General features: G+C 72.0%; 15 protein-coding genes. 12 read left to right on the plus strand and 3 right to left on the minus strand.

What is annotated here, in order from left to right:
* Positions 1-64 precede the first annotated feature (64 nt).
* From ASD56_RS05465 to ASD56_RS05505, 9 genes are read left to right on the plus strand one after another with little or no spacing between them, the layout of a single operon-like run.
* The gene (locus ASD56_RS05465; protein WP_055962174.1) at positions 65-6,139 is read left to right on the plus strand and encodes an Ig-like domain-containing protein; all 6,075 of its coding nucleotides are present in this window, start codon (positions 65-67) and stop codon (positions 6,137-6,139) included.
* Between the two features lie 53 nt (positions 6,140-6,192).
* Positions 6,193-7,164 carry an AAA family ATPase gene (locus ASD56_RS05470; RefSeq protein WP_055962177.1) on the plus strand — a complete coding sequence of 324 codons (972 nt, stop codon included), beginning with the start codon at positions 6,193-6,195 and terminating at the stop codon, positions 7,162-7,164.
* Positions 7,164-8,411 carry a DUF58 domain-containing protein gene (locus tag ASD56_RS05475; RefSeq protein ID WP_055962180.1) on the plus strand — a complete coding sequence of 416 codons (1,248 nt, stop codon included), beginning with the start codon at positions 7,164-7,166 and terminating at the stop codon, positions 8,409-8,411. Before ASD56_RS05470 ends, ASD56_RS05475 begins: the two co-directional genes overlap by 1 nt.
* Positions 8,408-10,804, plus strand: coding sequence for a transglutaminase family protein (locus tag ASD56_RS05480; RefSeq protein ID WP_082541269.1), 2,397 nt, complete (start codon positions 8,408-8,410; stop codon positions 10,802-10,804). The genes ASD56_RS05475 and ASD56_RS05480 overlap by 4 nt, the downstream gene beginning before the upstream one ends.
* Complete coding sequence (locus ASD56_RS05485; protein ID WP_055962183.1) at positions 10,801-12,036, plus strand: RDD family protein; 1,236 nt, start codon at positions 10,801-10,803, stop codon at positions 12,034-12,036. Before ASD56_RS05480 ends, ASD56_RS05485 begins: the two co-directional genes overlap by 4 nt.
* Positions 12,033-12,866, plus strand: coding sequence for a PP2C family protein-serine/threonine phosphatase (locus tag ASD56_RS05490; protein WP_055962186.1), 834 nt, complete (start codon positions 12,033-12,035; stop codon positions 12,864-12,866). Before ASD56_RS05485 ends, ASD56_RS05490 begins: the two co-directional genes overlap by 4 nt.
* Positions 12,866-14,272 (plus strand): FHA domain-containing protein, encoded by a 1,407-nt coding sequence (locus ASD56_RS05495; RefSeq protein WP_055962189.1) that lies wholly within the window; start codon positions 12,866-12,868, stop codon positions 14,270-14,272. Before ASD56_RS05490 ends, ASD56_RS05495 begins: the two co-directional genes overlap by 1 nt.
* Complete coding sequence (locus ASD56_RS05500) at positions 14,269-15,906, plus strand: serine/threonine-protein kinase (protein ID WP_055962192.1); 1,638 nt, start codon at positions 14,269-14,271, stop codon at positions 15,904-15,906. Before ASD56_RS05495 ends, ASD56_RS05500 begins: the two co-directional genes overlap by 4 nt.
* Positions 15,894-16,628 (plus strand): hypothetical protein, encoded by a 735-nt coding sequence (locus tag ASD56_RS05505; protein ID WP_055962195.1) that lies wholly within the window; start codon positions 15,894-15,896, stop codon positions 16,626-16,628. The genes ASD56_RS05500 and ASD56_RS05505 overlap by 13 nt, the downstream gene beginning before the upstream one ends.
* Before the next feature lie 12 nt (positions 16,629-16,640).
* Here the strand turns inward: ASD56_RS05505 and ASD56_RS05510 are convergent, their stop codons facing one another.
* The 3 genes from ASD56_RS05510 to ASD56_RS05520 are packed head-to-tail and all read right to left on the minus strand — an operon-like array spanning position 16,641 to position 19,906.
* Complete coding sequence (locus ASD56_RS05510; protein ID WP_055962197.1) at positions 16,641-17,117, minus strand: recombinase family protein; 477 nt, start codon at positions 17,115-17,117, stop codon at positions 16,641-16,643.
* Positions 17,118-17,168: 51 nt separating this feature from the next.
* Positions 17,169-18,887, minus strand: coding sequence for a cation:proton antiporter (locus ASD56_RS05515; protein ID WP_055962199.1), 1,719 nt, complete (start codon positions 18,885-18,887; stop codon positions 17,169-17,171).
* 5 nt (positions 18,888-18,892) lie between these two features.
* Positions 18,893-19,906: a malate dehydrogenase gene (locus tag ASD56_RS05520; RefSeq protein WP_055962201.1), complete on the minus strand. Its 1,014-nt coding sequence runs from the start codon at positions 19,904-19,906 to the stop codon at positions 18,893-18,895.
* Positions 19,907-19,970: 64 nt separating this feature from the next.
* On the opposite strand from ASD56_RS05520, the gene ypfJ reads away from it, so the two are divergent.
* The 3 genes from ypfJ (at position 19,971) to ASD56_RS05535 (ending at position 23,657) form a co-directional block, all read left to right on the plus strand.
* Complete coding sequence (gene ypfJ, locus ASD56_RS05525) at positions 19,971-20,843, plus strand: KPN_02809 family neutral zinc metallopeptidase (RefSeq protein WP_055962205.1); 873 nt, start codon at positions 19,971-19,973, stop codon at positions 20,841-20,843.
* Positions 20,840-21,889: a prolyl aminopeptidase gene (gene pip, locus ASD56_RS05530; protein WP_082541270.1), complete on the plus strand. Its 1,050-nt coding sequence runs from the start codon at positions 20,840-20,842 to the stop codon at positions 21,887-21,889. The genes ypfJ and pip overlap by 4 nt, the downstream gene beginning before the upstream one ends.
* Before the next feature lie 181 nt (positions 21,890-22,070).
* The gene (locus ASD56_RS05535; RefSeq protein ID WP_055962208.1) at positions 22,071-23,657 is read left to right on the plus strand and encodes a DEAD/DEAH box helicase; all 1,587 of its coding nucleotides are present in this window, start codon (positions 22,071-22,073) and stop codon (positions 23,655-23,657) included.
* Positions 23,658-23,952: the final 295 nt, after the last annotated feature.

Consider the following 23,952-nt stretch of genomic DNA (forward strand, 5'->3'; position numbering starts at 1 on the left):
GCTGAAACGTCTTTGTCCATGCGCCCGCCCGTATGCCTGAAAGCCGGAGGAGGCTGACGCCGCCATGAAGTCGTTCGCGTGGCTCCGTTCGCGCCCTCGGGCTGTGGCGTCCACGGGCATCCTCACGGCGGCGGCGGTGGCCATCACGACGATGGCATTCGTCTACGAGGGCAACCCGACGACCGAGGTCGACCTCAACGACGGCGGCGTCTGGGTGACCAAGCAGTCGGCGCTGCTGGTGGGGCACTTCAACCACGAGTCCCAGGTGCTCGACGGGGGACTGCGCACCACCAGCGGCGAGTACGACATCCTGCAGGCGGGCGCCAACGTGCTCGTGGTCGACCAGACCGAATCCAGCGTGACGGCGGTGGACCCCGCCATGGTCAGCCTCACCGAGTCGGCCAACATCCCCGGTGGTGCGAAGGTCGTGCTCGGCGGCCCGACGGTCGCGATCCTCGACCCCGCATCCGGCGATCTCTGGGTCGTGCCGGCTGCGGCGATCGGATCCTTCGAGATCGAGGGCACCGAGGCGGTGACCGACGTCGGAGAGAAGGCGGACGTGACGGTCGGCGCGGACGGCACGGTGTACGCGATCTCCACGGAAGACGCAGAGCTGGTCACCGTGCGCACCGACGCCGAGGGCGCTCCGCTCGAGACGGCGCGCTCGGGCGTCGACGGGCTGGAGGCCGGCGCGCTGGTGTCCATCTCCGCCGTCGGTCCGCGGCCCGTGATCCTCGACGCCGAGAGCGGCACGCTGTTCGCCGACGGCAGGCGCACCGAGATCGAGGGCGGACGCGATGCGGTGCTGCAGCAGCCCTCCGTCGACGGCGATTCGGTGACGGTGGCCACTGCGGACGCGCTGGTGCGGATTCCGCTGGACGGCTCGGAGCCCGTGAGTCAGCAGGCGGGCGCGCGAGGCGTGCCGGCGGCGCCGGTGTTCCTCGAGGGCTGCGCCTATGCCGCCTGGGCGGGCTCGGCGGCGTTCATCCGCGACTGCGTCGGAGACGCCGACGACCTCGAGGCCGACATCGACGGCCTGGACTCGGCGTCGGAGCTGCGGTTCCGTGTCAACCGCGACGTCGTCGTGCTGAACGACGTCATCGGCGGAGCGGCCTGGATGGCCAGCGACAGCATGCAGCGGGTCGACAACTGGAACGAGATCACCCCGCCGGAGGGCGAGGCGGAAGAGGACGAGCAGACGACGGAGGAGACGGTCGAGACGACGCTCCCCGAGCGTTCCGAGATCAACGTCCCGCCGGTCGCGACCGACGACAGCTTCGGCGTGCGTCCGGGCAGCACCGCCCTGCTGCCGGTTCTCGACAACGACTCCGACCCGGACGGCGACGTCCTGGTCGCCGCGGTCGCCGACGGCGGTCCTGGCTTCGGAGAGGTGTCGTCGGTCAACGACGGCGCGGCGCTGCAGATCGCCGTGCCCGAGAACGCGAGCGGCGCCACGTCGTTCGTCTACGAGATCGACGACGGCCGCGGCGGCACCGACACCGGCACCGTCACCGTCAACGTGCGCGACTGGAGCGTGAACTCGCCGCCGGTGCAGAAGCGCATCCCGGCGGTGGTCGTCGAGTCCGGCGGCGTCGCCTCGTACAACGTGCTGACGGACTGGATCGACCCCGACGGCGACGACGTGTTCCTGCTCTCGGTCACGCCCGCAGAGGGGGATGAGGCCGACTCGACCGCCGACGGCCGCATCACCTATCGCGCCGTGGGCGGCACGCAGGGTCGCAAGGACGTCCCGATCACCGTGTCCGACGGCACCGACCCCGCCGTAGGCACCGTGCGCTTCGACGTGCGGCCCCCTGGCTCGACCGACCCGATCACGAACGCGGACCGCGTCGTCGTCCAGGCCGGCCAGGTCGCCACGGTCGCCCCGCTCGCCAACGACACCAGCGCCGGCCGCGAGCAGCTGCGCCTGGTGCGGGTCGACGAGATCAGCGGCGCGACGATCGTGCCCGACTTCGCGAACAAGACCTTCTCGTTCGTGTCCGACGCGCCCGGCACGTACTACGTGCAGTACCTCGTGGCAGCCGGTCCCAAGAACGCCGAGGGCCTCGTCCGCGTGGACGTGCTGGCCGACCCGGACACGACCCTGCCGCCCGTCGCCGTGCGCGACGTCGCGCTGCTGCCCAGCGGCGGCCAGGTGCTCGTCAACGTCCTGACGAACGACTCCGATCCGGCAGGCGGCATCCTCGTGGTGCAGTCGGTGACCGTGGAGCCGAACTCGGGCGTCTCGGTCGCCGTGCTCAACCACGAGACCGTCCGCATCAGCGACCAGGCGGCGCTCGGCGGGCAGGTGCGCATCTCGTACCGCGTCTCGAACGGCATGAAGTCGGCCGAGGGTGAGATCGTCGTGATCCCGATCCCCGCCCCGCCACAGCTGCGGCCGCCGGTGGCCAACGACGATCAGGTCGTGGTCCGCGCGGGCGACGTCGTGAACATCCCGGTCCTCGACAACGACTACCACCCCAACGGCGACGCGATCCACGTCGCTCCGGACCTGATCGAGCCGCTCGTCGACCCCGAGGATGGCGACATCTTCGTCTCGCAGGACGAGCTGCGGTTCCGCGCCTCGGAGGAGCCGGGGACGGTCTACGCCACTTACGAGGCGATCGACAGCACCGGCCAGAAGGATGCCGGATACGTCACGATCCAGGTGCTGCCGGTTAACGCGGAGACCAACGCCGCACCGAAGCCCCGCGACATCGTGGCCCGCACGCTCGAGAGCAGCCAGGTGCGCATCCCGATCCCCCTCGACGGCATCGACGCCGACGGTGATTCGGTGCGGCTCGAGGGCGTCGCGTCGCCGCCCGAGCAGGGCCGTGTGGTCGAAGTCGGCTCCAACTACATCGTGTACGAGGCGTTCGCCGACGCCGGTGGCGTGGACGCCTTCACCTACCGGGTCCGCGACCGGCTCGGCGCCGAGGCGACCGGGTCGATCCGCATCGGCATCGCCCCGAGCGAGGCGGCGAACCAGGCACCCTACGCGGCCAAGGACGCCGTCGTCGTGCGTCCCGGCCGCACCGTCGCGGTGCCGGTGACCGCGAACGACTCCGACCCGGACGGCGACCAGTTCTCGCTCGTGCGCAAGGGCCTGATCATGCCGGACGTCGCCGGGCTCGAGGCCGAGGTCCTCGGCGACCGGGTCATCGTCACCGCTCCGGATGAAGAGATCGAGACGTCGCTGCAGTACACGATCCGCGACGAGCGCGGAGCGACCGCGAAGGCCGTGCTGCAGATCACGGTCGACGAGGACGTTCCGCTGCTGCGCCCGATCGCGCGCGACGACTACGTGCGCGCGGCCGACGTCGAGGACGAGAGCGTCGACATGGAGGTGCTCGCGAACGACGAGGACCCCGACGGCACCGTGGACGAGCTCACCGTGACGGTGGACGATCCCACCGCCCGCGTGCTCGGCGACGGCAGCATCCGCATCACCCTGGACGAGACCGACCGCCTGGTGGCCTACACGATCACCGACCGCGACGGGTTCGAGGCGTCCGCGTTCCTGCACGTGCCCTCGCTGTCGTCGCTGCCCCCGACGCTGATCTCGACCGAGCCGATCGAAGTGCAGAGCGGCGAGACGATCGAGCTCCCGCTGAGCGAGCACGTCCAGGTGGCCGGCGGCGGCGACGTCGTCATCACCGAGGCCGCGAAGGTCCGCGCGATCAACTCCGACGGCGCCCCGCTGGTGAAGGATCAGACCACCCTCGTCTACACCTCCAAGCAGGGATACTTCGGGCAGGACGCCCTGACCTTCGAGGTCACCGACGGCGACGGGCCGGACGACCCGACGGGTCGCAAGGCGACGCTGACCATGCCGATCAACGTGCTGCCGCCCGACAACCAGCAGCCCGCGTTCACCGACGGGTCGATGGATGTCGCGCCCGGCGAGGACCCCACTGCGCTCGACCTGCTCGCCCTGACCACGGACCCCGATCCCGAGGATCTCGAGGGCATGCGCTACGAGATCGTCGGTGGCTCGCCCGACGGCATGCGCGCCACGATCGACGGCCAGGACCTGCGCGTCAGCGCCGACTCGGACACCCAGAAGGGCACGATCGAGCAGCTCACGATCCGGGTGTCCGATGGCGAGACCGACGCCGTCGAGGGCACGGTCACCGTGCGGGTCACCGCGTCCACGCGAGAGCTGCCCACGGCCAACGACGACATCGTCGAAGAGGCGCACCAGGGCGACACCGTGACGGTGCCGGTGCTGAGCAACGACGTGAATCCGTTCGCCGACACCCCGCTGAAGATCACCGCGGTCGTGACCGAGACCGGTTCGGGGTCGGCGACCATCGCCGGCGACCAGGTGAAGGTCACGCCGGACGAGAGCTTCTTCGGCACGATGGTGGTGCGCTACCGCGTGCAGGACGCCACCGGCGACCCCGATCGCGAGGTCGAAGGACGCATCCGGCTCACGGTGCAGGGCAAGCCCGACGCGCCCGGCACGCCGAGCGTCTCGAGCGTCCAGGACCGCACCGTCGTGCTGTCGTGGACGCCGCCCGCCAACAACGGCGCCGAGATCACGAGCTACGAGGTCTCGTCCATCGCCGGCGGGTACACGAAGGTGTGCGCGTCGACGACGTGCACGCTGGACGGGCTGACGAACAACGTCGAGTACAACTTCACGGTGGTCGCGATCAACCGCGTCGGGCCTTCGGACCCGTCCGCCCCGTCCGAGACCGCGCGTCCCGACGCCCGGCCCGACACCCCGAACCCGCCGACGCTGGTCTTCGGCGACCGCAGCCTGCAGATCGCGTGGGTGACGCCGACGACCCCGGGCTCGCCCGTCGAGTCCTTCACCCTCGAGATCTCGCCGGCGCCGCCGTCGGGCATCGTGCAGAAGGCCTCCCTGACCGGCAACTCGACGGTCTGGGACGGACTCGAGAACGGCGTCGCGTACCAGGTGCGCGTGCAGGCGCACAACCGCGCGCCGGAGCCGTCGAGCTGGAGCGGGTGGTCGGCCTCCGAGATTCCGGCCGGTCCGCCGGCTGCCGCCGGCGCTCCGTCGACCGAGCGCCTCGACCCGGTCGGAACCCAGGCGCAGATGCGCGTCAGCTGGGCACCTCCGGCCAACAACGGCGACGCCATCGCGGAGTACCGTCTCAACGTGCTGCGCGGCGGTGCGATCGTCCGCACGGTCACCGGCATCCCCGGCGGCCAGACCTCGCAGGCGCTCGCGATCGACGCGTCCACCAGCGATTACACGTTCACCGTCGCGGCCCGCAACAAGGCCGGCTGGGGCGCGGACAGCGCGCAGTCGGCACCGCGTCGTGCGTTCGTGGCGCCGGGAGCCCCGACGGGCGTGACGGCGTCGACGCCGGCCGGCGACGGCACGATCCGCATCGCCTATCAGCCGGCTGCCGGCAACGGCGCGAACGCCGGCGAGCTGCGTTACGAGTACTCGCTCAATGGCGGCGGCTGGGCTGCGCTGCCGGGCGACAACATCATCCGCAATGGCGCCAACGGCACCCAGTACACCGTGCGCCTGCGCGCCTACACGGCCATGGACGGCGTCCGCTACGACGGGCCGCCCTCCGCGCCGTCGAACGCGGCCACGCCCTACGGCCCGGTGCGCGCACCGGTGGCCCGAGCGGTCGCCGACGGCCGCAACATCACCTTCAGCTGGAGCCCGCCGGCGCCGAACGGCCGAGCCATCACCGCGATGCAGATCCGCATCGACGGCGGCGGCTGGCAGGACGTGGCGCTGTCCAACTCGCGCACGAACAACTACGGCTACAGCGAGCGCCACACGATCGAGGCGCGCGCTCAGGATGCCGCGGGCCAGTGGTCGCCGATCGCGAGCGACGCTGCGACGACCGTCGCCGAGCCGCAGCCGCGGGCGTGGACGACGAAGGGCTCCTTCGTCGCCGGGTGCTCGACGAACCGCCTCGGGAACGGCTGTCACAAGTACGTCCTCAACACCTCGAACTTCAACGGCGGCTCGTATCGCATCGAGTGCCACGACAGGGACGGGTACTTCGCCAACAACGCGGGCTTCCCGATCAACATCCCGAACAACGGCTCGGTCGAGATCGACTGCTACAACGGCTACGACGGCGTGCACTGGGTGAAGATCATCGGCGGCAATCCGACCAACAGCGAACCAGCGACCTGGTAGCGCAGCATCCGTCTCCTTTTGCTCACCCTCCCCTGAAACGAGAGACCCACGACATGACGATGACCCCCGAGCAGGCAGCCTGGTTCCAGGGAACCTTCTCCCGCCTCGTCGACAACATCGACCGTGCCGTCCTGGGCAAGCGCGAGGTCGTGGGCCTCGTGCTCAGCGCGATGCTGGCCGAGGGCCACGTGCTGCTCGAGGACGCCCCGGGCACCGGCAAGACGAGCCTCGCCAAGGCGCTCGCCGCGACCGTGCAGGGCACGAGCAGCCGCATTCAGTTCACACCGGACCTGCTGCCCTCCGACGTCACTGGCGTCACGATCTACGACCAGACCTCGCACAAGTTCGAGTTCCACAAGGGCCCGGTCTTCGCGTCGATCGTGCTCGCCGACGAGATCAACCGCGCGTCGCCCAAGACGCAGTCCTCGCTCCTGGAGGTCATGGAGGAGTCCCGCGTCACGGTCGACGGCGTCACCCACGAGGCGGGTCGCCCGTTCCTCGTGATCGCCACGCAGAACCCGATCGAGCAGGCCGGAACCTACAAGCTCCCCGAGGCGCAGCTGGACCGCTTCCTCATCCGCACGTCGATCGGCTACCCCGACCTCGCCGTGGCCGAGCGCATCCTCGCCGGAGCGTCCGACCGCAACCCGTCCTCGAGCCTTCCCGCGATCATCACCACGGGCGCCGTCGCCGACATGGCCGACCTCGCCGCCACGGTGCACGTGGAGGGCGCGGTGCTGCGCTACACGGCCCAGCTCTCGGAGGCGACCCGGACGGATGCCGCGACCCAGCTCGGCGTGTCCGTGCGCGGCTCGCTCGCCATGATCCGCATCGCCAAGGTCTGGGCCGCCGCTCAGGGCCGCCACTTCGTCACGCCCGACGACATCAAGGCCCTCGCCGCTCCGGTGTGGACGCACCGCCTGGTCCTCGACCCCGAGGCCGAGTTCGCCGGCACCACGGCCGAGACGGTCATCTCCCGCGTGCTCGAAGACGTCGCCGCACCGCAGGCGAGGTCCGCGGCCTGATGACGACGGAGGCACTCGCGCCGGCAGTCCCCGTGCGGGACAGCCGCGATCGGTGGAGCGCGCTGGGCGTGCGCGTGGCGCGTCGGCTGCGCCTCGTGGTGTCTGTCGTGCGTCCCGCCGCGTGGGTGCTCATCGCCGCCGTCGTCGTCCTCGCCGTCGCCGGCGCATCCCTCGGCTGGTGGGAGCTGACGGTCGCCGCCGTCGTGCTCGCCGCTCTGCTGGCCCTCTGCACGCTCTTCCTGGTCGGGCGCACGGCGTACGACGTCACTCTCGACCTCACCCGCACGCGCGTGGTCGTCGGAGAGCGGGCGGTCGGCGCCCTCACGCTGACGAACTCCGGCACGCGGGCGATCCTGCCTTCGCGCGTCGTGCTGCCGGTCGGCTCGGGTCGCGGCGAGTTCGAGGTGAATCGCCTCCCGGCGGGGGCGTCGGCCGAGGAGCTCTTCGCGATCCCGACGACGCGCCGTGCCGTCGTGAAGGTCGGTCCGGTCAGCGTCGTGCGCGGTGATCCGCTGGGCCTGTTCGAACGCGTGCACCGCCGCGACGAGCCGGTGGACCTGTTCGTGCACCCCCGCACCGTCACGTTCGACGGACAGTCGCTCGGCTTCATGCGCGACCTGGATGGCCTCCCGGCCGCCGATCTGTCGCGTGACGACGTCTCGTTCCATGCACTGCGCGAGTATCAGCCCGGCGACGATCTGCGTCACGTGCACTGGAAGTCGACGGCCCGCACCGGCACCGTCATGGTGCGGCAGTACGAGGAGACGCGCCGCTCGCACTTCGTGATCGGCTTGTCGACCCTCGCCGGCGACTACCGCAACGACCAGGAGTTCGAGCTCGCCATCTCGGCCGCGGGCTCTCTCGGCCTGCGCGCCCTGCGCGACTCGCAGCGCGTCGAGCTCCGGGTGCAGGAGCGCTCGCTCCCGTCGGCGACCGGCAAGCGGCTGCTCGACTCGCTGTCGGGTGTCGTTCACTCGCGTGCGCGAGCGGGCGGGATCGTCGACCTCGCGGGCGTGGTCTCGGCGACGGTGCCCCTGGCCAGCGTCGTCGTGCTGGTGTGCGGCAGCAGCGTCGACGCCAACACCCTGCGCACCGCCTGCGCGCGGCTGCCGTTCGGCGCCCGTGCTCTCGCGATCGTGGCCGAGGCCGGCGCGTCGCCGGGGCTGCGCCGCATCGGCGACGCGAACGTCGTGACCGTCGGCTCGCTCGACCAGCTGCCCGCCGCTCTGCTGAAGGTGCTCTCGTGACCGCGGGGACGACCCTGTCGCTGCGGCGCTGGATCCTCGACCTGAGTGCCGTCGCGGCGCTCCTCGCCGTGCCCATTGCGGGGTTCTGGCCGACCTTCGGCGGACCGGCGTACCTGCCCGCCGCGGTCGGCGGTGCGCTCCTCGGCATGGGCCTCGCGGCACTGTGCACCTGGCTGCGCTGGGGGATCCTGCCGCTGGCGGGGCTCACGGTGCTCGCGTACTTCCTCTTCGGCGGCGCGCTCGCGCTCCCGCACACCACGGTCCTCGGGTTCATCCCCACGCTCGACACGCTGGGCCGGCTCGCCCTGGGTGTCGTCACGTCCTGGAAGCAACTGCTCACCACGGTCGCGCCGGTCGCGGCATCCGATGGTCATCTCGTCGTCCCCTTCCTGCTCGCTCTGCTCGCCGGCGTGCTGACCACGTCGCTCGCTCTCCGCCTGCGCACTCCGGCCTGGGCGCTGCTGCCCGCGACCGCCTTCCTGGGCATCGAGATCGCGATCGGCACCGCCGAGGCGTTCGTGCCGGTCGTGCAGGGCATCGTGTTCGCCCTCGTGGCCGCGGTCTGGCTCGCGGTGCGGCAGAGCTGGGAGCACGGCACCGGGGCGGTGCCGCTCGGCGACGACGCGACCCCGGTCCGCGGGGTGGCTGTCAGGCGCCTGATCCTCGGCGGTGCCGTGGTCGTCATCGCGACGCTGATCGGCGTGGGGACCAGCGCGCTCGCCGCCCCGCAGAACCCCCGTTACGTGCTGCGCGACGTCGTCATCCCGCCGTTCGACATCCGCGAGTACCCCAGCCCGCTGCAGGCGTTCCGTGCGCTCGTGCGCGACTTCCCCGACGAGCCGCTGTTCACCGTCTCCGGCATGCCGAAGGAGGCGCGCGTGCGCCTCGCGACGATGGACGCGTACGACGGCACGGTCTACAACGTCTCCGACGACGGTGCCGGCACGTCGAGCGCGTTCGGCCCGGTGCGGGGCAACATGTCCGCCGAGGCGGAGGGCACGCCGGCGACGGTGCACGTCGAGATCGGCGCCCTCGACGGCGTGTGGATGCCGGGGGTCGGCGCCGCGCGCAGCGTCGAGTTCGGCGGCGACGACGGCGAGGACCTCCGCCGCTCGGCCTTCTACAACGAGGGCACGCAGACGGCCGTGGTCACCGACCGGCTCGGCGAGGGCGACGAGTACACGCTCGAGGCGGTCGTGCCCTCGACGCCCAGCGACGACGCGCTCGAAGACGACGACTTCGCGCCGCTGTCGCTTCCCGACCAGGAGGGCGTCCCCGAGGAGTTCGCCGAGATCGCGGCGAAGGCCGTGGCCGAGGCGACGACGCCGGTCGAGCAGGTGCGCGCGCTGCAGACGATGCTCGCCGAGGGCGGCTACTTCAGCCACGGCCTCGAAGGCGAGGTGCTCTCGCGCGCCGGTCACGGGGCCGAGCGCATCTCGACGCTGCTGGGCTCCGACCAGATGGTCGGCGACGACGAGCAGTACGCGACCGCGATGGCGCTGCTCGCCCGCGAGATCGGCATTCCGGCACGCGTCGTGATGGGGTTCTACCCCGAAGAGGATGCCGCGGGAGGCGCCGTCTTCACGGCGACCGGCGACACGCTCCACGCCTGGGTCGAGGTCGCGTTCGCCGAGCACGGCTGGGTCACCTTCGACCCGACACCGCCGGACGACCAGATTCCCAACGACCAGACGACCAAGCCCAAGGCCGACCCCAAGCCGCAGGTGCTGCAGCCGCCGCCCCCGCCGCAGGAGCCCGTCGATGTTCCGCCGACCGTTCCCGATGACCGAGAGGCGGAGGACGAGAGCGGGTTCGATGCCGCGCTCATCGCTCTCCTCGTCGCGATCGCCATCATCGCATTCAGCGTGATCGGCGTGCTGGCCGCGCCGTTCGTGCTGGTGGGCGTTCTCAAGGCGGCGCGCCGCCGGCGCCGCCGCGAAGCCGAGCGTGCGGCAGACCGCATCAGCGGCGGGTGGGAAGAGCTCGTGGACCGCGCCGCGGACTACGGCACGGCGGTGCGCGGCGGAGGAACCCGCACGGAAGACGCCGGAGTGGTGAGCGCCGCCTTCGCCGAGCCCCGGGTGACCACGCTGGCCGCCCGAGCCGACGTCGAGGTGTTCGGCCCGTCCGACCCCACGCCCGAGGACGTGAACGAGTTCTGGCGCCAGGTCGACGAGATCGTCGGCGGCATGGCCGTGGGTCGCTCGTTCTGGAGTCGCCTGGCAGCCCGCCTGAACGTGCGCTCGCTCCTCGCGGGCACCCGGTTCGAGCTGCCGGCGCGTGCGCCGCGGCCGCCCAGGGCTCCGCGTGAGCCGCGCGCCCCCCGCGTGCGCGCCGAGAAGAAGACCAGCCGGGCACCCGAGCCCGTTGCCCGCCCGCAGGAGAACGAATGACCAGCCGCCCCCTCTCCGCCGCCGCGACGGCGACGCTCGGCCGGCGCGCCGCTGCCTACGCCGTCGACGCGGCCGTCGCCTGCGCCGTCGGCGTCTTCGCCGCCGCGATCACGGTGGGCGTCGCCCTCGCCCTCGGAGCCGGGCGAGCGGTGGGCGCAGGCTCCCTCGGAGCGGCGCTCGTCCTCGCCGCCGGTGCGGCGGTGCTCGCGCTCCTCGTGTGGGCAGTGGTCTATTCGGCCATGCAGGGCGGCACCGGATCGGTCGGCCAGCGCGCGCTCGACCTCCGGCTGCTCGACGATCGCAGCCCCGAGGCGATCGGCTTCTGGCGGGCACTGTGGCGCAATGTCGTGTGGGCGCTGTCGTGCTCGGTCGTCATCGGGTGGTTCACGCCGCTCTTCGACCCGAGCACGCGCCATCAGGGCTGGCACGACACCGCGGGTCGCGCGATCCTGGTCGACACGCGGGGGACGGATGCCGCGGCCCCGCGTCCGGCGGCAGAGCAGTCGCCCGTCGCCGCCCCGCTCGCCGCCAGCCCTCCGCTGACGTGGTTCATCGACCGCCCGGCCCCGCCCCTTCCGCAGAGGGCACCCGCCGCTTCCCAGGTGCCTTCTCCGGCACCGGCACCCGAGCCCGCTCCTGCCCCGGTTCTCGCGCCCGTCGCCGTGCCGGTGCTCGCGCCCGTCCACGTGGAGGCGCCGGCCCCGGAGTTCGCGCCCCGGGTGGAGCCGTCGTACGCGCCCGCCGCGGCACGCACCGCCGCGCCTGCCGCAGGACCGGTGCGTGCCGCGGCGGTGGCCACGGCATCCGCTCCACCGACCGCGATCATCACGCAGGTGCCGATGACGCGGCCCGTCACGGCCATCAGCGTCCCGCTGCCCGAGACTCAGGGGTCGTTCGTGGCCGGTGCCCCGGTTATCGCCGTGCTGACGTGGGACGATGCCACCAGCATGGCCGTATACGGGCGCACGGTGTACGGCCGCAATCCCATCGTCGAGCCGGGGATCGTCAGCGTTCCGGTGCGCGACGAGACGCTGTCGCTGTCCAAGACCCACTTCGAGGTCGGCGGCGACGCAGGCGGAGCCTGGATCGCCGACCGGTACTCCACCAACGGCACCGTCATCGTGCGCGACGGCAGCCGCCACCTGCTGATCCCTGGGCTTCCGACGGCACTGCGCACCGGCGACCGCCTCGAGCTGGGCGATCGCGTCGCGATCGTGGGCACCGCGCCATGACCGCCCCGGTGACCGTCGTATTCGGCTCGGCGACCGACGCCGGGCTGCGCCGTCGGATCAACGAGGACTCCTTCATCGCGGTGCCGCCGCTGTTCCTGGTCGCCGACGGCATGGGCGGCCACCGTGCCGGCGACGTCGCCAGTGCGACCGCGATCGAGGAGTTCGCCGGACTCGCCGGCCGCGCGAGCGTGGGCGTCGACGACGTCCGCGCCGCTCTGCTGCGTGCCCGGCGGCGCATCGACGCCCTGTCGTCGGGAGAGGGCGCCGGAGCCGGCACGACCATCACCGGCGTCGTGATCGCCGACATCCACGGCGAGGGCTATTGGCTCGCGGTCAACCTCGGAGACTCCCGCACCTACCGCCTGAGCGAGGGCGAGTTCGAGCAGGTGAGCGTCGACCACTCCGTCGTGCAGGAACTGATCGACGCGGGCGAGCTGGATCCGGCCGCGGCCGCGAGCGACCGGCGCCGCAACGTCATCACCCGCGCGATCGGCGCGGGCAGCGACGCCGAGGCCGACTTCTGGCTGCTGCCGGCCGAATCCGGCGACCGCATCCTGATCTGCTCGGACGGACTCTCCGGCGAGCTCGACCGCGACGAGATCCACGCCGTGCTCCTGGCGGAATCGGACCCCCAGGCCGCTGCGACCCGGCTGGTGCACGAGGCCATGCTCCGTGGTGGGCGCGATAACATCACGGCGGTGGTGGTCGATGCCACGGCCGTGCGCTCGCGCGCTGACCGAAGCGGTGACGACACCGCACCGGCGGTGCCGAGCGAAGACGAGTTCGACGGCGACACGCTGCCACGCGCGGTCGCCACAGGGGGTTTCTGATGTCCGTCCACTACTCGCCGGGAGCGCAGCCGGTCGCAGTGACACCGGAGGGATTCGTGATCCTCGCCGAGGACGCCTCACCCGCGCTGGCGGTGCGCGTCCACGCCCTGGTGGCCGCGGGTCGTGGGCTCGGGGGCGTGCTGGAGGCTCTCACCGACGCGTACGGGATCTCGCTGTCGGCGGTCCCGCACTTCGCAGTCGCGCTGGCCGAGGGCGATTCGGTGCGGCTGGCGGTCCGCGGCGGATTCGCGCTCGACGTCGAGGCCGATGCACCCGAGCGGGTCTCCGGGGAGGGCGTCACCACGTGGACCGAGCGGGTCATCGCCGCGGCATCCCAGGTGTCGTTCGCAAGCGAGGATGCCGCGCCGCCGGAGTTCCCGGTGACCGACGGCGTCGTGCTCGCGGGCGGGCTGAGGTGGATCCCGGCGCAGGCATCGGTCGCGGGTCGCGCGGCGGCGCCGGCACCGGGCGCGGGTCGTGCGGCGGCGCCGGCAGGACCCCGCCGCGCCGCCCCGCCGATGGAGCCGGATCCCGAGCTCGAGCCGGTCGTGGAGGTCGCCGAGCCGGCGACGCCTGAGGTCGCGGCGCCGGTCTCCGCAGCGCCGGTCTCCGCAGCGGACCTCCCCGTGGCGGGAACGCCGCCGCGCGCGGCCCACGTGCCACCGCCCGCGTCGGAAGCGCCGGTCGTCGTGGCCGCGCCCGAGCCGCCGGTCGTGGTGGAGCCGCGCCTGGCGCCGGTCAGCGGTGTCACGTCGGCCGGTGCTGAGACCATCTCGGGCCTGATCGACTCCGATGCCGTGCTGTCCCTGGGCGAGACCGACTCGATCCTTCCGGTCGAATCCGAGGCGACGATGGTGCCGGTCCCGGAGGCTGAGCCCGCTGCCGAGGCCCTGGAGGTCACCGTCATCCGGTCACGGGAGCCCGTGACCATCGCGATGCAGGGCGATCACGACGGCGAGACGATCTCGCTGGCCGAGGCCCGTGCGCTGCGGACCGGCCACTCGCTGCCGCCGCTGAGCACCGACGACTCCGCGCCGGCGCCCCTCGCGCCGCCCCGTCCGCCCGCGCCCGGGCGCATCCGGGTCTCGACCGGGCAGGTCCTCACTCTCGACCGCACGGTCGTCATCGGCCGGCGGCCGCGATCGACCCGGGTCTCGGGCACCGACCTGCCGCACCTGGTCGCCGTCGACAGCCCGCAGCAGGACATCTCCCGCAGCCATGTCGAACTGCGCGTCGAAGGCGACAGCATCCTGGCCACCGATCTGCACACCACCAACGGGACCACCCTGCTGCGGCCGGGGGTCGACCCGGTGCGCCTTCACCCAGGAGAGACCACGGTCGTCGTCCCGGGCGACGTGATCGACCTGGGAGACGGCATCACCGTGGCCATCGAGGATCTCGCGTGAGCGCCAAGCGCGCGCCCATGGCGCCGCCCGACCTGCCGGGCTTCACCTACATCGACGTCCTGGGCTCGGGCGGATTCGCGGACGTCTACCTGTACGAGCAGGCACTGCCGAAGCGCCGCGTCGCGGTCAAGGTGCTGCTCACCGAGCGGATGTCGAGCGGGTCGGTCGCCGAGTTCACCGCCGAGGCGAACGTCATGGCGATGCTCTCGACGCACCCCGCGATCGTGACGATCTACCAGGCCGGGGTCGCCCAGGACGGCCGGCCCTACCTCGTGATGGAGTACTGCCCCAAGCCCAACCTGCAGGTGCGCTACCGGCGCGAGCCGTTCTCGACCGCCGAGTCGCTGCGCGTCGGCGTGCAGGTCGCGGCGGCCGTCGAGACGGCGCACCGTGCCGGCGTGCTCCACCGCGACATCAAGCCCGCGAACATCCTCGTCACCGAGTACAACCGTCCCGCACTGACCGACTTCGGCATCGCATCGACCACCGCCGCCGCGGCCGAGTCCGCGGGCCTGTCGATCCCGTGGTCGCCGCCGGAGTCCTTCGCCGACCAGCCGCGCAGCGACCAGCGCTCGGACGTCTACGCCCTCGGCGCGACGGTCTACACCCTCCTGGCCGGCCGCTCACCGTTCGACCAGCCCGGCCAGCGCAACACCGCCGCAGAGCTGATCCAGCGGATCGAGCGGGCTCCTCTGCCCCCGCTCGGCCGCGCCGACGTGCCGGTGTCGCTGGAGCGCATCCTCGAACGCGCGATGGCGAAGTCGCCGGCGGACCGCTACGAGTCCGCGATCGCCTTCGCGCGCGCCCTGCAGAAGGTGCAGATCGAGCTCGCGCACTCGGTCACCCCGATCGACATCCTCGACGACGGCATCGCAGACGACGCCGTCGAGGACGAGGACGAGGGCCTCACACGGGTGCGGGGCGTCGTGAGCATCGACCCGCAGACCACGCCGGCCGCCGGTCCGACGCGCCCCTCCGTCGCCGCCTTCGCCCCCGGTGGCGCCCCGTTCAGCCCTCCCGCCTACGACGAGCCCGCCGACGCGCACACCGTGATCCGCTCGGCGGCTCGCGTCGTCGATGCCGGCCCGACGCAGCGCCGCATCCCGGAGGTCGCGCCCGCGGCCGAGGACGCCACCGTGATGCGCGCGCCCGCGCCGATCTTCGCCGAAGCCCCGCATCCTGCCGCGCCCGCACCCTCGACCGAAAAGCCTCCCGCGAGCTCACGCCGAGGCCTCGTGCTGGGCATCGCGGCCGCGGCGCTGGTGGTCGTCGTCTCCGTGATCGTCGGCGTCTCGCTCCCCAGCATCCTGGGCGGCGGCACACCCACCCCGACGCCGGTCACCGAGTCGGACCCGAAGGACCCGGTGTCGGCGATCGTTCCCGAGCCCGAGGATCTCGCGGGGGCCGCCGTCGCCGCCGGCGTGCGGTTCACCTGGACCAATCCCGACCCGCAGGAGGGTGACAAGTTCCTCGTCGGCGTGGTCGCGCGTGGCGGCGCAGAACCCGACTTCGAGTCCATCGACGCTCTGGAGGTGACGGTGGCGGCCGACCCGTCCGGCACGACGTGCGTGGAGGTGCTGCTGGTGCGAGACAACGGGCAGTCGTCCGATCCGGTCAGCGGGTGCGTCCCGTGAGCGCCGCGGTCACCGACGACCTCACCATCGAGTTCGCCGGGGAGACCTTCACCGTCGAGCCGGGAAGCGTCTTCACCGTGGGCCGCGAAGGCGACCTCGCCCTGGACGACAACCTCTTCCTGCACCGCCAGTTCCTCAGCATCGAGAACATCGACGGGCTCTGGCTGCTCTCGAACGTGGGCACGCGCCTCGCGGCGACCGTCACCGACACCGGTGGCCGCGTGCAGGCCTGGCTCGCTCCGGGTGCCCGCCTGCCGCTCGTGTTCGCGGCGACCGCCGTGATCTTCAGCGCCGGCGCCACGACGTACGAGCTCACCATCACGGTCGCCGAACCGGCGTTCCGCGAGACGCAGACCCTCGGCGACGACGAGGACGGGCTGAGCACGATCGGGGACGTCCCGCTGACGCACAGCCAGCGCGTCATGATCCTGGCCCTGGCCGAGCCGCTGCTCAAGCGGGACGGCAGCGGCATGAGCGAACTGCCCACCTCGTCTCAGGCAGCCGAGCGCCTCGGCTGGACGCTCACGCGCTTCAACCGCAAGCTCGACAACGTATGCGACAAGCTCGACCGCATCGGAGTGCCGGGGATGCGCGGGGGCGTGGGCTCCTATGCCACCAATCGCCGCGTGCGCCTGGTCGAGCACGCGATCGCCGCGCGGCTGGTCACGCGCGAGGACCTGCCGCTGCTCGACCTCGAGCGCGAGGCCTCCGGCGAGGACTGAGCACCGGCGGGATCAGCGCGCGGCGTCGACCGTGTCGGCGAGGTGACGGCCGGTCTGGCTGATGACCTTGACCACGACGCCTCGGCGCCGCAGCTCCGCCAGGGTCCGCGTCTCCTCCTCGGTGTTGCGTCCGAGCGCGTGGACGGTCGACACGACAAGCACGTCGCCGTGGGTCAGGGTGCCGAACAGGCGCACCAGGCGTTCCTCCCACGACTCGAGGGTCTCGGGCGCGGGGTGGCGGAAGCCGGCGATCGGCACGCCGAAGCGCGTCAGCTCGTCGCGCTGCTCGACGACCGAGGGCATGTCGTCCCGCGAGATGACCAGGCCGACGAGGCGTGAGCCGGCCGGCCGGGCCTGCCACCAGTCGCGGTCGCGCTGCAGCTCGGTGAAACACTTGGGGCACTCGGCCGCCGGGTGCGCGAGGGGGACGGGACTGGTCTGAGCGGATGCCGCATCCGTCGCGTCCGTTGCCGGGCCTGCACCATTCATGTCTTGCTCCTTCGCCGTCCCCATTCTCTCTCGAAACCGGCGTCGCGTGCGTCAGCCCTGATCGTCGAGGCGCAGCTCGAGGCTCAGCTCGTCGGCGTCCAGCTCGGCCAGGGCGTGACGGAGCGCGGGCGTGCTGTACTCGCCGCCCGATGACAGCTCGTTCAGCCGTCGTCGCATCGCCTCGATCAGCACGAGCCGGAGCTCGAGAAGGTCGCGCGCCGAGGCCGTCGTCTCATCGTCGGGAGGGTCGTACATCCGCGCGCTGACGATGTCGATGAGGTCGTCCGGGAAGGGCTCGCCGTCGCGGCGGCGCAGCGTCGCCCCGGTCATCGCGGCGACGGCCGCCTCGCGCAGCTCGCCGTCGAGAGCGGACTGCTCGGCGCGGTCGAGCTGGTGGTCCTCCGGCGACCGCAGCCGCAGCATCCGCACCAGCCAGGGGAGGGTGAACCCCTGCGCCATCAGGCTCCCGATGGCGACGGCGAAGGCGACGAAGATGAGCAGCTCGCGAGCGGGCGTCTCGCGCGGCAGGGTCTGCGCCGCAGCGAGGGTGACGACGCCGCGCATGCCCGCCCACACGATGACGGTGCCGTGCTTCCAGCCGAGCGGGGAGGCCTGGTAGTAATTGAGGTCGCTCACCGCGCGCGCGAGGCGTGAGCGCATCGACGCGAGGCGGCGCTGGCGGCGCGGGTCGTCTGCGGGCTCCGCTCCGTCGAGGCGTTCGCCGATCCGCGCCAGCCGCTCGCGCTGGCGTCCGCGTGCGCGGCGGCTCTGCGCCCACACCAGGACGCTGACGTACGCGGCGCGCACCACAACGATGATCACGAAGGCGCCGAGGGCGATCCCGAGGCCGGTGCCGATCCCGTCGTGGTTCTCGATGTTGCCCTCGACGATCTGCTTGAGCTCGAGCCCCATGAGCAGGAACACCGCCCCCTCGAGCATGAGCTCGATGGTCCGCCAGTTGTGCTCGTCCGACATCCGCTGCTCCGGCGTGAACCATCGCGCCGATCCCTGGCCGGTGACGATGCCGGCCACGACGGCCGCCACGAGGCCCGACCCGCCCAGGTGCTCGGTCGGCAGGTAGGCCGCGAACGGGATCACGAACCCGATCGCCGTGTTGGCTGCGGAGTGGCCGATGAGCGAGCGCAGCCGCAGGTTGAGGTAGCCGACGATCCCTCCGACGACGACGGCGATAAGCACGCCCCACGCGAACGCGGGGAGGAAGCCCACGCCGACGCCGTCTTCGGCAGCGGCGCCGCCCGTCGCCACCGCGGCGGCGGCGACCATGGTGCGCAGCAGCACCAGAGCGGTCGCGTCGTTGAGCAGGCTCTCGCCCTCGAGCATCGTCACCACCCGCCGCGAGACGCCGAGCCGCTTCACGATCGAGGTGGCGACCGCGTCTGTGGGGCTCAGGATCGCGCCGAGGGCGACCGCGATCGCGGGGTTCAGCCCGGGGATCACGAGGACGAAGAACACCGCGAGAACGATCGAGCTGAGGATCACGAGGAGGAACGACAGCCCCGCGATCGGCCCGAAGTCGCGACGGAACTCGATGGCAGGCAGGGCGACCGCGGCCGAGTAGAGCAACGGCGGGAGCACGCCGACGAGGATCCACTCCGGGTCGATCTCGGGGATCTCGACGAACGGCAGCAGCCCGACGCCGACGCCGACGAGCACGAGCACCAGCGGGCCGGCGACGTTGAGCTTCGGGGCGATGGCAGTGCCCAGCGCGATGACGACGACGGCGAGGATGGCGACGACCAGGTACTCCATGGCAGCTACAGCGCGCCGCGTTCCCGGACGGCGTCGCGTTCGGCGGTGAGCTCGGCGACCGACGCGTCGAAGCGCGCGCGGGAGCGATCGTCGAAGGCGAGACCTTCGACGATCCGGTAGCCGTCGCCGTCCGAGGTGACGGGAAACGAGCAGACGAGTCCTTCGGGCACGCCGTACTCGCCGCGAGAGAGCACCGCCGCCGACGTCGTCTCGCCGCCGGTGCCGAGTCGATCGTCGCGGACGTGCTCGATCGCCGCATTCGCGGCCGACGCCACCGACGACGAGCCGCGCACTTCGATGATCTCGGCCCCGCGCCTGGCGACACGGGGGATGAAGACGTCGTCGAGCCAGGCGATGGCGGGTTCGTGCCCACCCAGGCGTTCGGCGAGGGCGACCACGACCGGCACGCCGCCGACAGTCGCGTGCGCGACATCGGGGAACTGCGTCGCCGAGTGATTGCCCCAGATAGCCACCCCGCGCACCGCGTCGGGGCGCACCTCCAGTGCCGCGGCGAGCTGACCCACCGCGCGGTTGTGGTCGAGGCGGGTGAGTGCGGTGAAGCGGTCGGCGGGAACGGCGGGGGCAGCGGATGCCGCGGCGATGAGCGCGTTCGTGTTGGCCGGGTTTCCCACCACGACCGCGCGAACGTCATCGGCGGCGACCTCTCCGATCGCGGCGCCCTGCGGGCCGAAGATCCCCGCATTCGCAGCGAGGAGATCCGCCCGCTCCATGCCCGGACCGCGGGGACGGGCCCCGACGAGCATCGCGATGTTGCAGCCGTCGAACGCCGCGCGCGGGTCGTCGCTCAGCTCGATGTCGCGCAGCAGCGGGAACGCGCAGTCCTGCAGTTCGAGCGCAGCGCCCTCTGCCGCCCGCATCCCCTGAGGGATCTCCAACAGCCGGAGCCTGACCGGACGGTCGCCGCCGAGCATGTCGCCCGCCGCGATGCGGAAGAGCAGGGCGTAGCCGATCTGTCCGCCGGCACCGGTGATCGTCACGGTCGTGGGAGCGCTCGCCATGCCCAGAGCCTATTGCGGTGTCAAGCTCCTCGCCCGTGCGAGGTGCCAGGGGTACCGTGAGCGCATGACGTTCAACGACAACGCCCGGGTCGGCGGCAGCACGGCGCGCCGCCGCGGCGGCGGCATGGCGGCCGCCGGCGGCGGGATCGCCGGCATCGGCGCGATCGCCGTACTCCTCTTCCAGCTCTTCACGGGGACCGACCTGTCGGGTCTGCTCGGGGGCGGCGGAGGCCAGGTCGGCACGGGCGAGGAGACGCAGATCGAGCAGTGCCAGACCGGCGAGGACGCCAACGAGCGCGACGACTGCCGCCTGGCGGCCGGACAGCTCGCACTCGACCAGTACTGGCAGACCGAGCTGCAGGGCTACCGGGCGCCGCAGCTCATCATCGTCGACGGGGCCACGGGCACCGCGTGCGGCACCGCGTCGAACCAGACCGGCCCGTTCTACTGCCCGCCGGAAGAGACGGTCTACGTCGATCCGACGTTCTTCGGGCTCCTCCGTCAGCAGTTCGATGCCACGGCGGGCCCGCTCGCCCAGCTGTACGTGCTCGCTCACGAGTACGGCCACCACGTGCAGAACATCGCCGGGATCATGGAGCAGAACCCCAACAACGGCACCGGTCCCGACAGCAACGGCGTGCGGATGGAGCTGCAGGCGGACTGCTTCGCCGGCGCCTGGGTCGGGGATATGACGCGGTTGAAGGACGAGAACGGCGTGCCGTACCTCGAAGAGCCGACACCGCAGCAGATCGCGGACGCGATCAACGCGGCGCAGACCGTGGGCGACGACCACATCCAGCAGGAGTCCGGCGGCGCCGTGAACCCCGAGAGCTGGACGCACGGCTCCAGCGAGCAGCGGCAGCGGTGGTTCGAGATCGGCCTGCGGGGCGAGCCGGCGGACTGCGAGACGTTCGGCATCCCCGGGGGCAGCCTGTGAACGAACACCTCGACGGCATCCTCTATCCGCCCGTCGAGCCGTACGAGACCGGCATGCTCATCGTGGGCGACGGTCATCGCGTGTACTGGGAGCAGAGCGGCAACCCCGAGGGCAAGCCGGTCGTGTTCCTGCACGGTGGTCCCGGCGCCGGCACGGCACCCTGGCATCGCCGGTTCTTCGATCCGGAGCGCTATCGCATCGTGCTCTTCGACCAGCGGGGATGCGGCCGCTCCACGCCGCATGCGAGCGATCCCGGTGCCGACCTGCGTTACAACACCACGTGGCACATCGTCGCCGACATCGAGCTGCTCCGCCGCAATCTCGGCATCCCCGCCTGGCAGGTCTTCGGCGGATCGTGGGGGAGTGCGCTGGCGCTCGCCTATGCGCAGACCCATCCCGAATCGGTGACCGAGCTGGTGCTCCGCGGCATCTTCACGCTGCGCCGCCACGAGCTGGAGTGGTTCTACGAGGGCGGCGCGGCCGCGCTCTTCCCCGACCTGTGGGAGGACTTCATCGCTCCGATCCCCGTGCTCGAGCGCTCGCGCATGATCGAGGCGTACCACCGGCGACTCAGCGATCCCGACCCGGCCGTGCATCTTCCGGCGGGCGTGGCGTGGTCGCGCTGGGAGGCATCCACGCTGACCCTGCTCCCCGATCCCGCCCTCGTCGACGCCATGACCGAGCCCGCGGCGGCGACCGCCTTCGCGCGGATCGAGAACCACTACTTCATGCACGGGGGCTGGTTCTCCGACGGGCAGCTCATCGCCGGCGTCGACGCCATCCGCGGCATCCCGGGGGTGATCGTGCAGGGGCGCTACGACGTCTGCACCCCGCCGATGACGGCGTGGGATCTGCATCGGGCGTGGCCCGAGGCCGAGCTCGTGATGATTCCGGATGCCTCGCACAGCGCGTCCGAGCCGGGTATCGCCGCCGCGCTCCGGGAGGCCACCGACCGGTTCGCCGGCACGCGTGACGATGCACCCGACGAGGGGTCCGAGCCCTCCGACGAGGCCGCTTACCAGGAAGCGAACAGCCCGTCCTGGTAGGGTGGGATCACTTGCAGCGCGATCACCGCGCTTCTTGCGTCGTAGAACGCTCCCTCGCCGCCGTCTCCGGGCAACCCCCGCCAGACGCCGTCGGCTGAAATCTTTCGTACGGCGACCCGTGGGCGAGATACGCCACCGGCCACCGACCAGGGTGCGTATGCGCGCCCGGAGAAACCTCTCAATGACTGACGTCACTTTCAGCACGCTCGGCGTGCCCCAGCCCCTCGTCGCCGTTCTGGCGAACCAGGGCAAGAACACCGCCTTCCCGATCCAGGTCGACACCCTGCCCGACACACTCGCCGGTCGCGACGTGCTCGGCCGCGGCAAGACGGGCTCGGGCAAGACGCTCGCCTTCTCGATCCCGATGGTCGCCCGCCTGGGCGGCAAGCTGGCCGGAGGCTCGCGCCGCAAGGGCCGCCCGCTCGGACTCGTGCTCGCCCCGACCCGCGAGCTCGCCACGCAGATCGACGCCGTCCTGGCGCCGCTCGCCAAGGCCTACGGCCTGACCACGACCACCATCTTCGGTGGCGTGAACCAGAGCCGTCAGGTGCAGGCGCTCAACGCCGGCGTCGACATCATCGTCGCCTGCCCCGGCCGCCTCGAAGACCTCATGAAGCAGGGCTACGCCCATCTCGACGCCGTCGAGATCACCGTCATCGACGAGGCGGACCACATGGCCGACCTCGGCTTCCTGCCGGTCGTCACGCGCATCCTGAGCGCCACGCCGACCAGCGGTCAGCGCCTGCTGTTCAGCGCCACGCTCGACAACGGCGTGGACAAGCTCGTCAGCCGCTTCCTGCAGAACGAGATCCTGCACTCGGTCGACGAGGCGAACTCGCCCGTCGCCGCGATGACCCACCACGTGTTCACGATGACCGACACCGACTCGAAGAAGGACGTCGTCACGGCGCTCGCCTCGGGCAAGGGCCGCCGCATCCTGTTCATGCGCACCAAGCACCACGCCAAGAAGCTCGCGCGTCAGCTCACCGCCGACGGCATCCCCGCCGTCGACCTGCACGGCAACCTGTCGCAGCCGCAGCGCGACCGCAACCTCGCGGCGTTCTCGGCCGGCACCGCCCGCGTGCTCGTCGCCACCGACGTCGCCGCCCGCGGCGTGCACGTCGACGACGTCGAGCTCGTCATCCACGTCGACCCGCCCACCGAGCACAAGGCGTACCTGCACCGCTCCGGCCGCACCGCTCGCGCGGGCGCCGAAGGTGCCGTCGTGACCCTCGTGCTCCCCGGCCAGGACAAGGACGTCGCGCAGCTGCTGCGCAAGGCGGCCATCTCGGTCACCCCCGTCCGCGTGACGAAGACCTCCCCCGAGGTCGTCGCGCTCGTCGGCGAGGTCGCCCCGTACGTCAAGCCCGAGCCGGTGCAGGCACCGACCCGTGGCGGCGGCACCAGCCAGGGCGCGAACGCCCAGCGCAAGCGCGCGCAGCGCGAAGGCGGCGGCAACGGCGGCGGTCGCGGCGGTCAGGGCGGCCAGCGTCGTGGATCGGATGCCTCGGCCTCCGGTCGCTCGCAGGGCTCCGGTCGTGGCCAGGGTTCGGGCGCCGGTCGCGGGCAGAGCTCCGACCGCGCCCAAGGCGGCCACGCCCGCTCCGACCAGAGCGCCGGTCACACCCGTTCGGCTCAGCCGGCTCAGGCCGGCAACCCCCGCACCCCGAACCGTCGCGCCTCGAGCGCCGGCGCCGGTGGCGGCAAGCTCATGGTCGGCTCGGTCGTCCGCCAGAACGGTGGAGCGCGCCGCAGCAGCGGTCGCTGACCCGCAGCAGTTTCTCGAAGGGCAGGATCCCGTCACGCGACGGAGGTCCTGCCCTTCGGCGTTCACGGATGCCGGCCGCCGGCTGCTCGGCATCCGTCAGAACCGTATGTGCGCTCGTGATGCGCCCGCAGGTCGGCGCGGCACCGGGCTGCCGAGGACAGGTGATCTGGCGAGAACAGGACGCTTCCAGGCGAATTCATCCTGTCGTCGCCGGATCACCATTTCTGGACGGATGCCGCGGCCGCCCTCGCCGAGTTGCCACATCTCGTCGCCATCCGCCCGCGAGAACGACGTC

It is taken from the genome of Microbacterium sp. Root166, assembly GCF_001427145.1.
GTDB lineage: Bacteria > Actinomycetota > Actinomycetes > Actinomycetales > Microbacteriaceae > Microbacterium.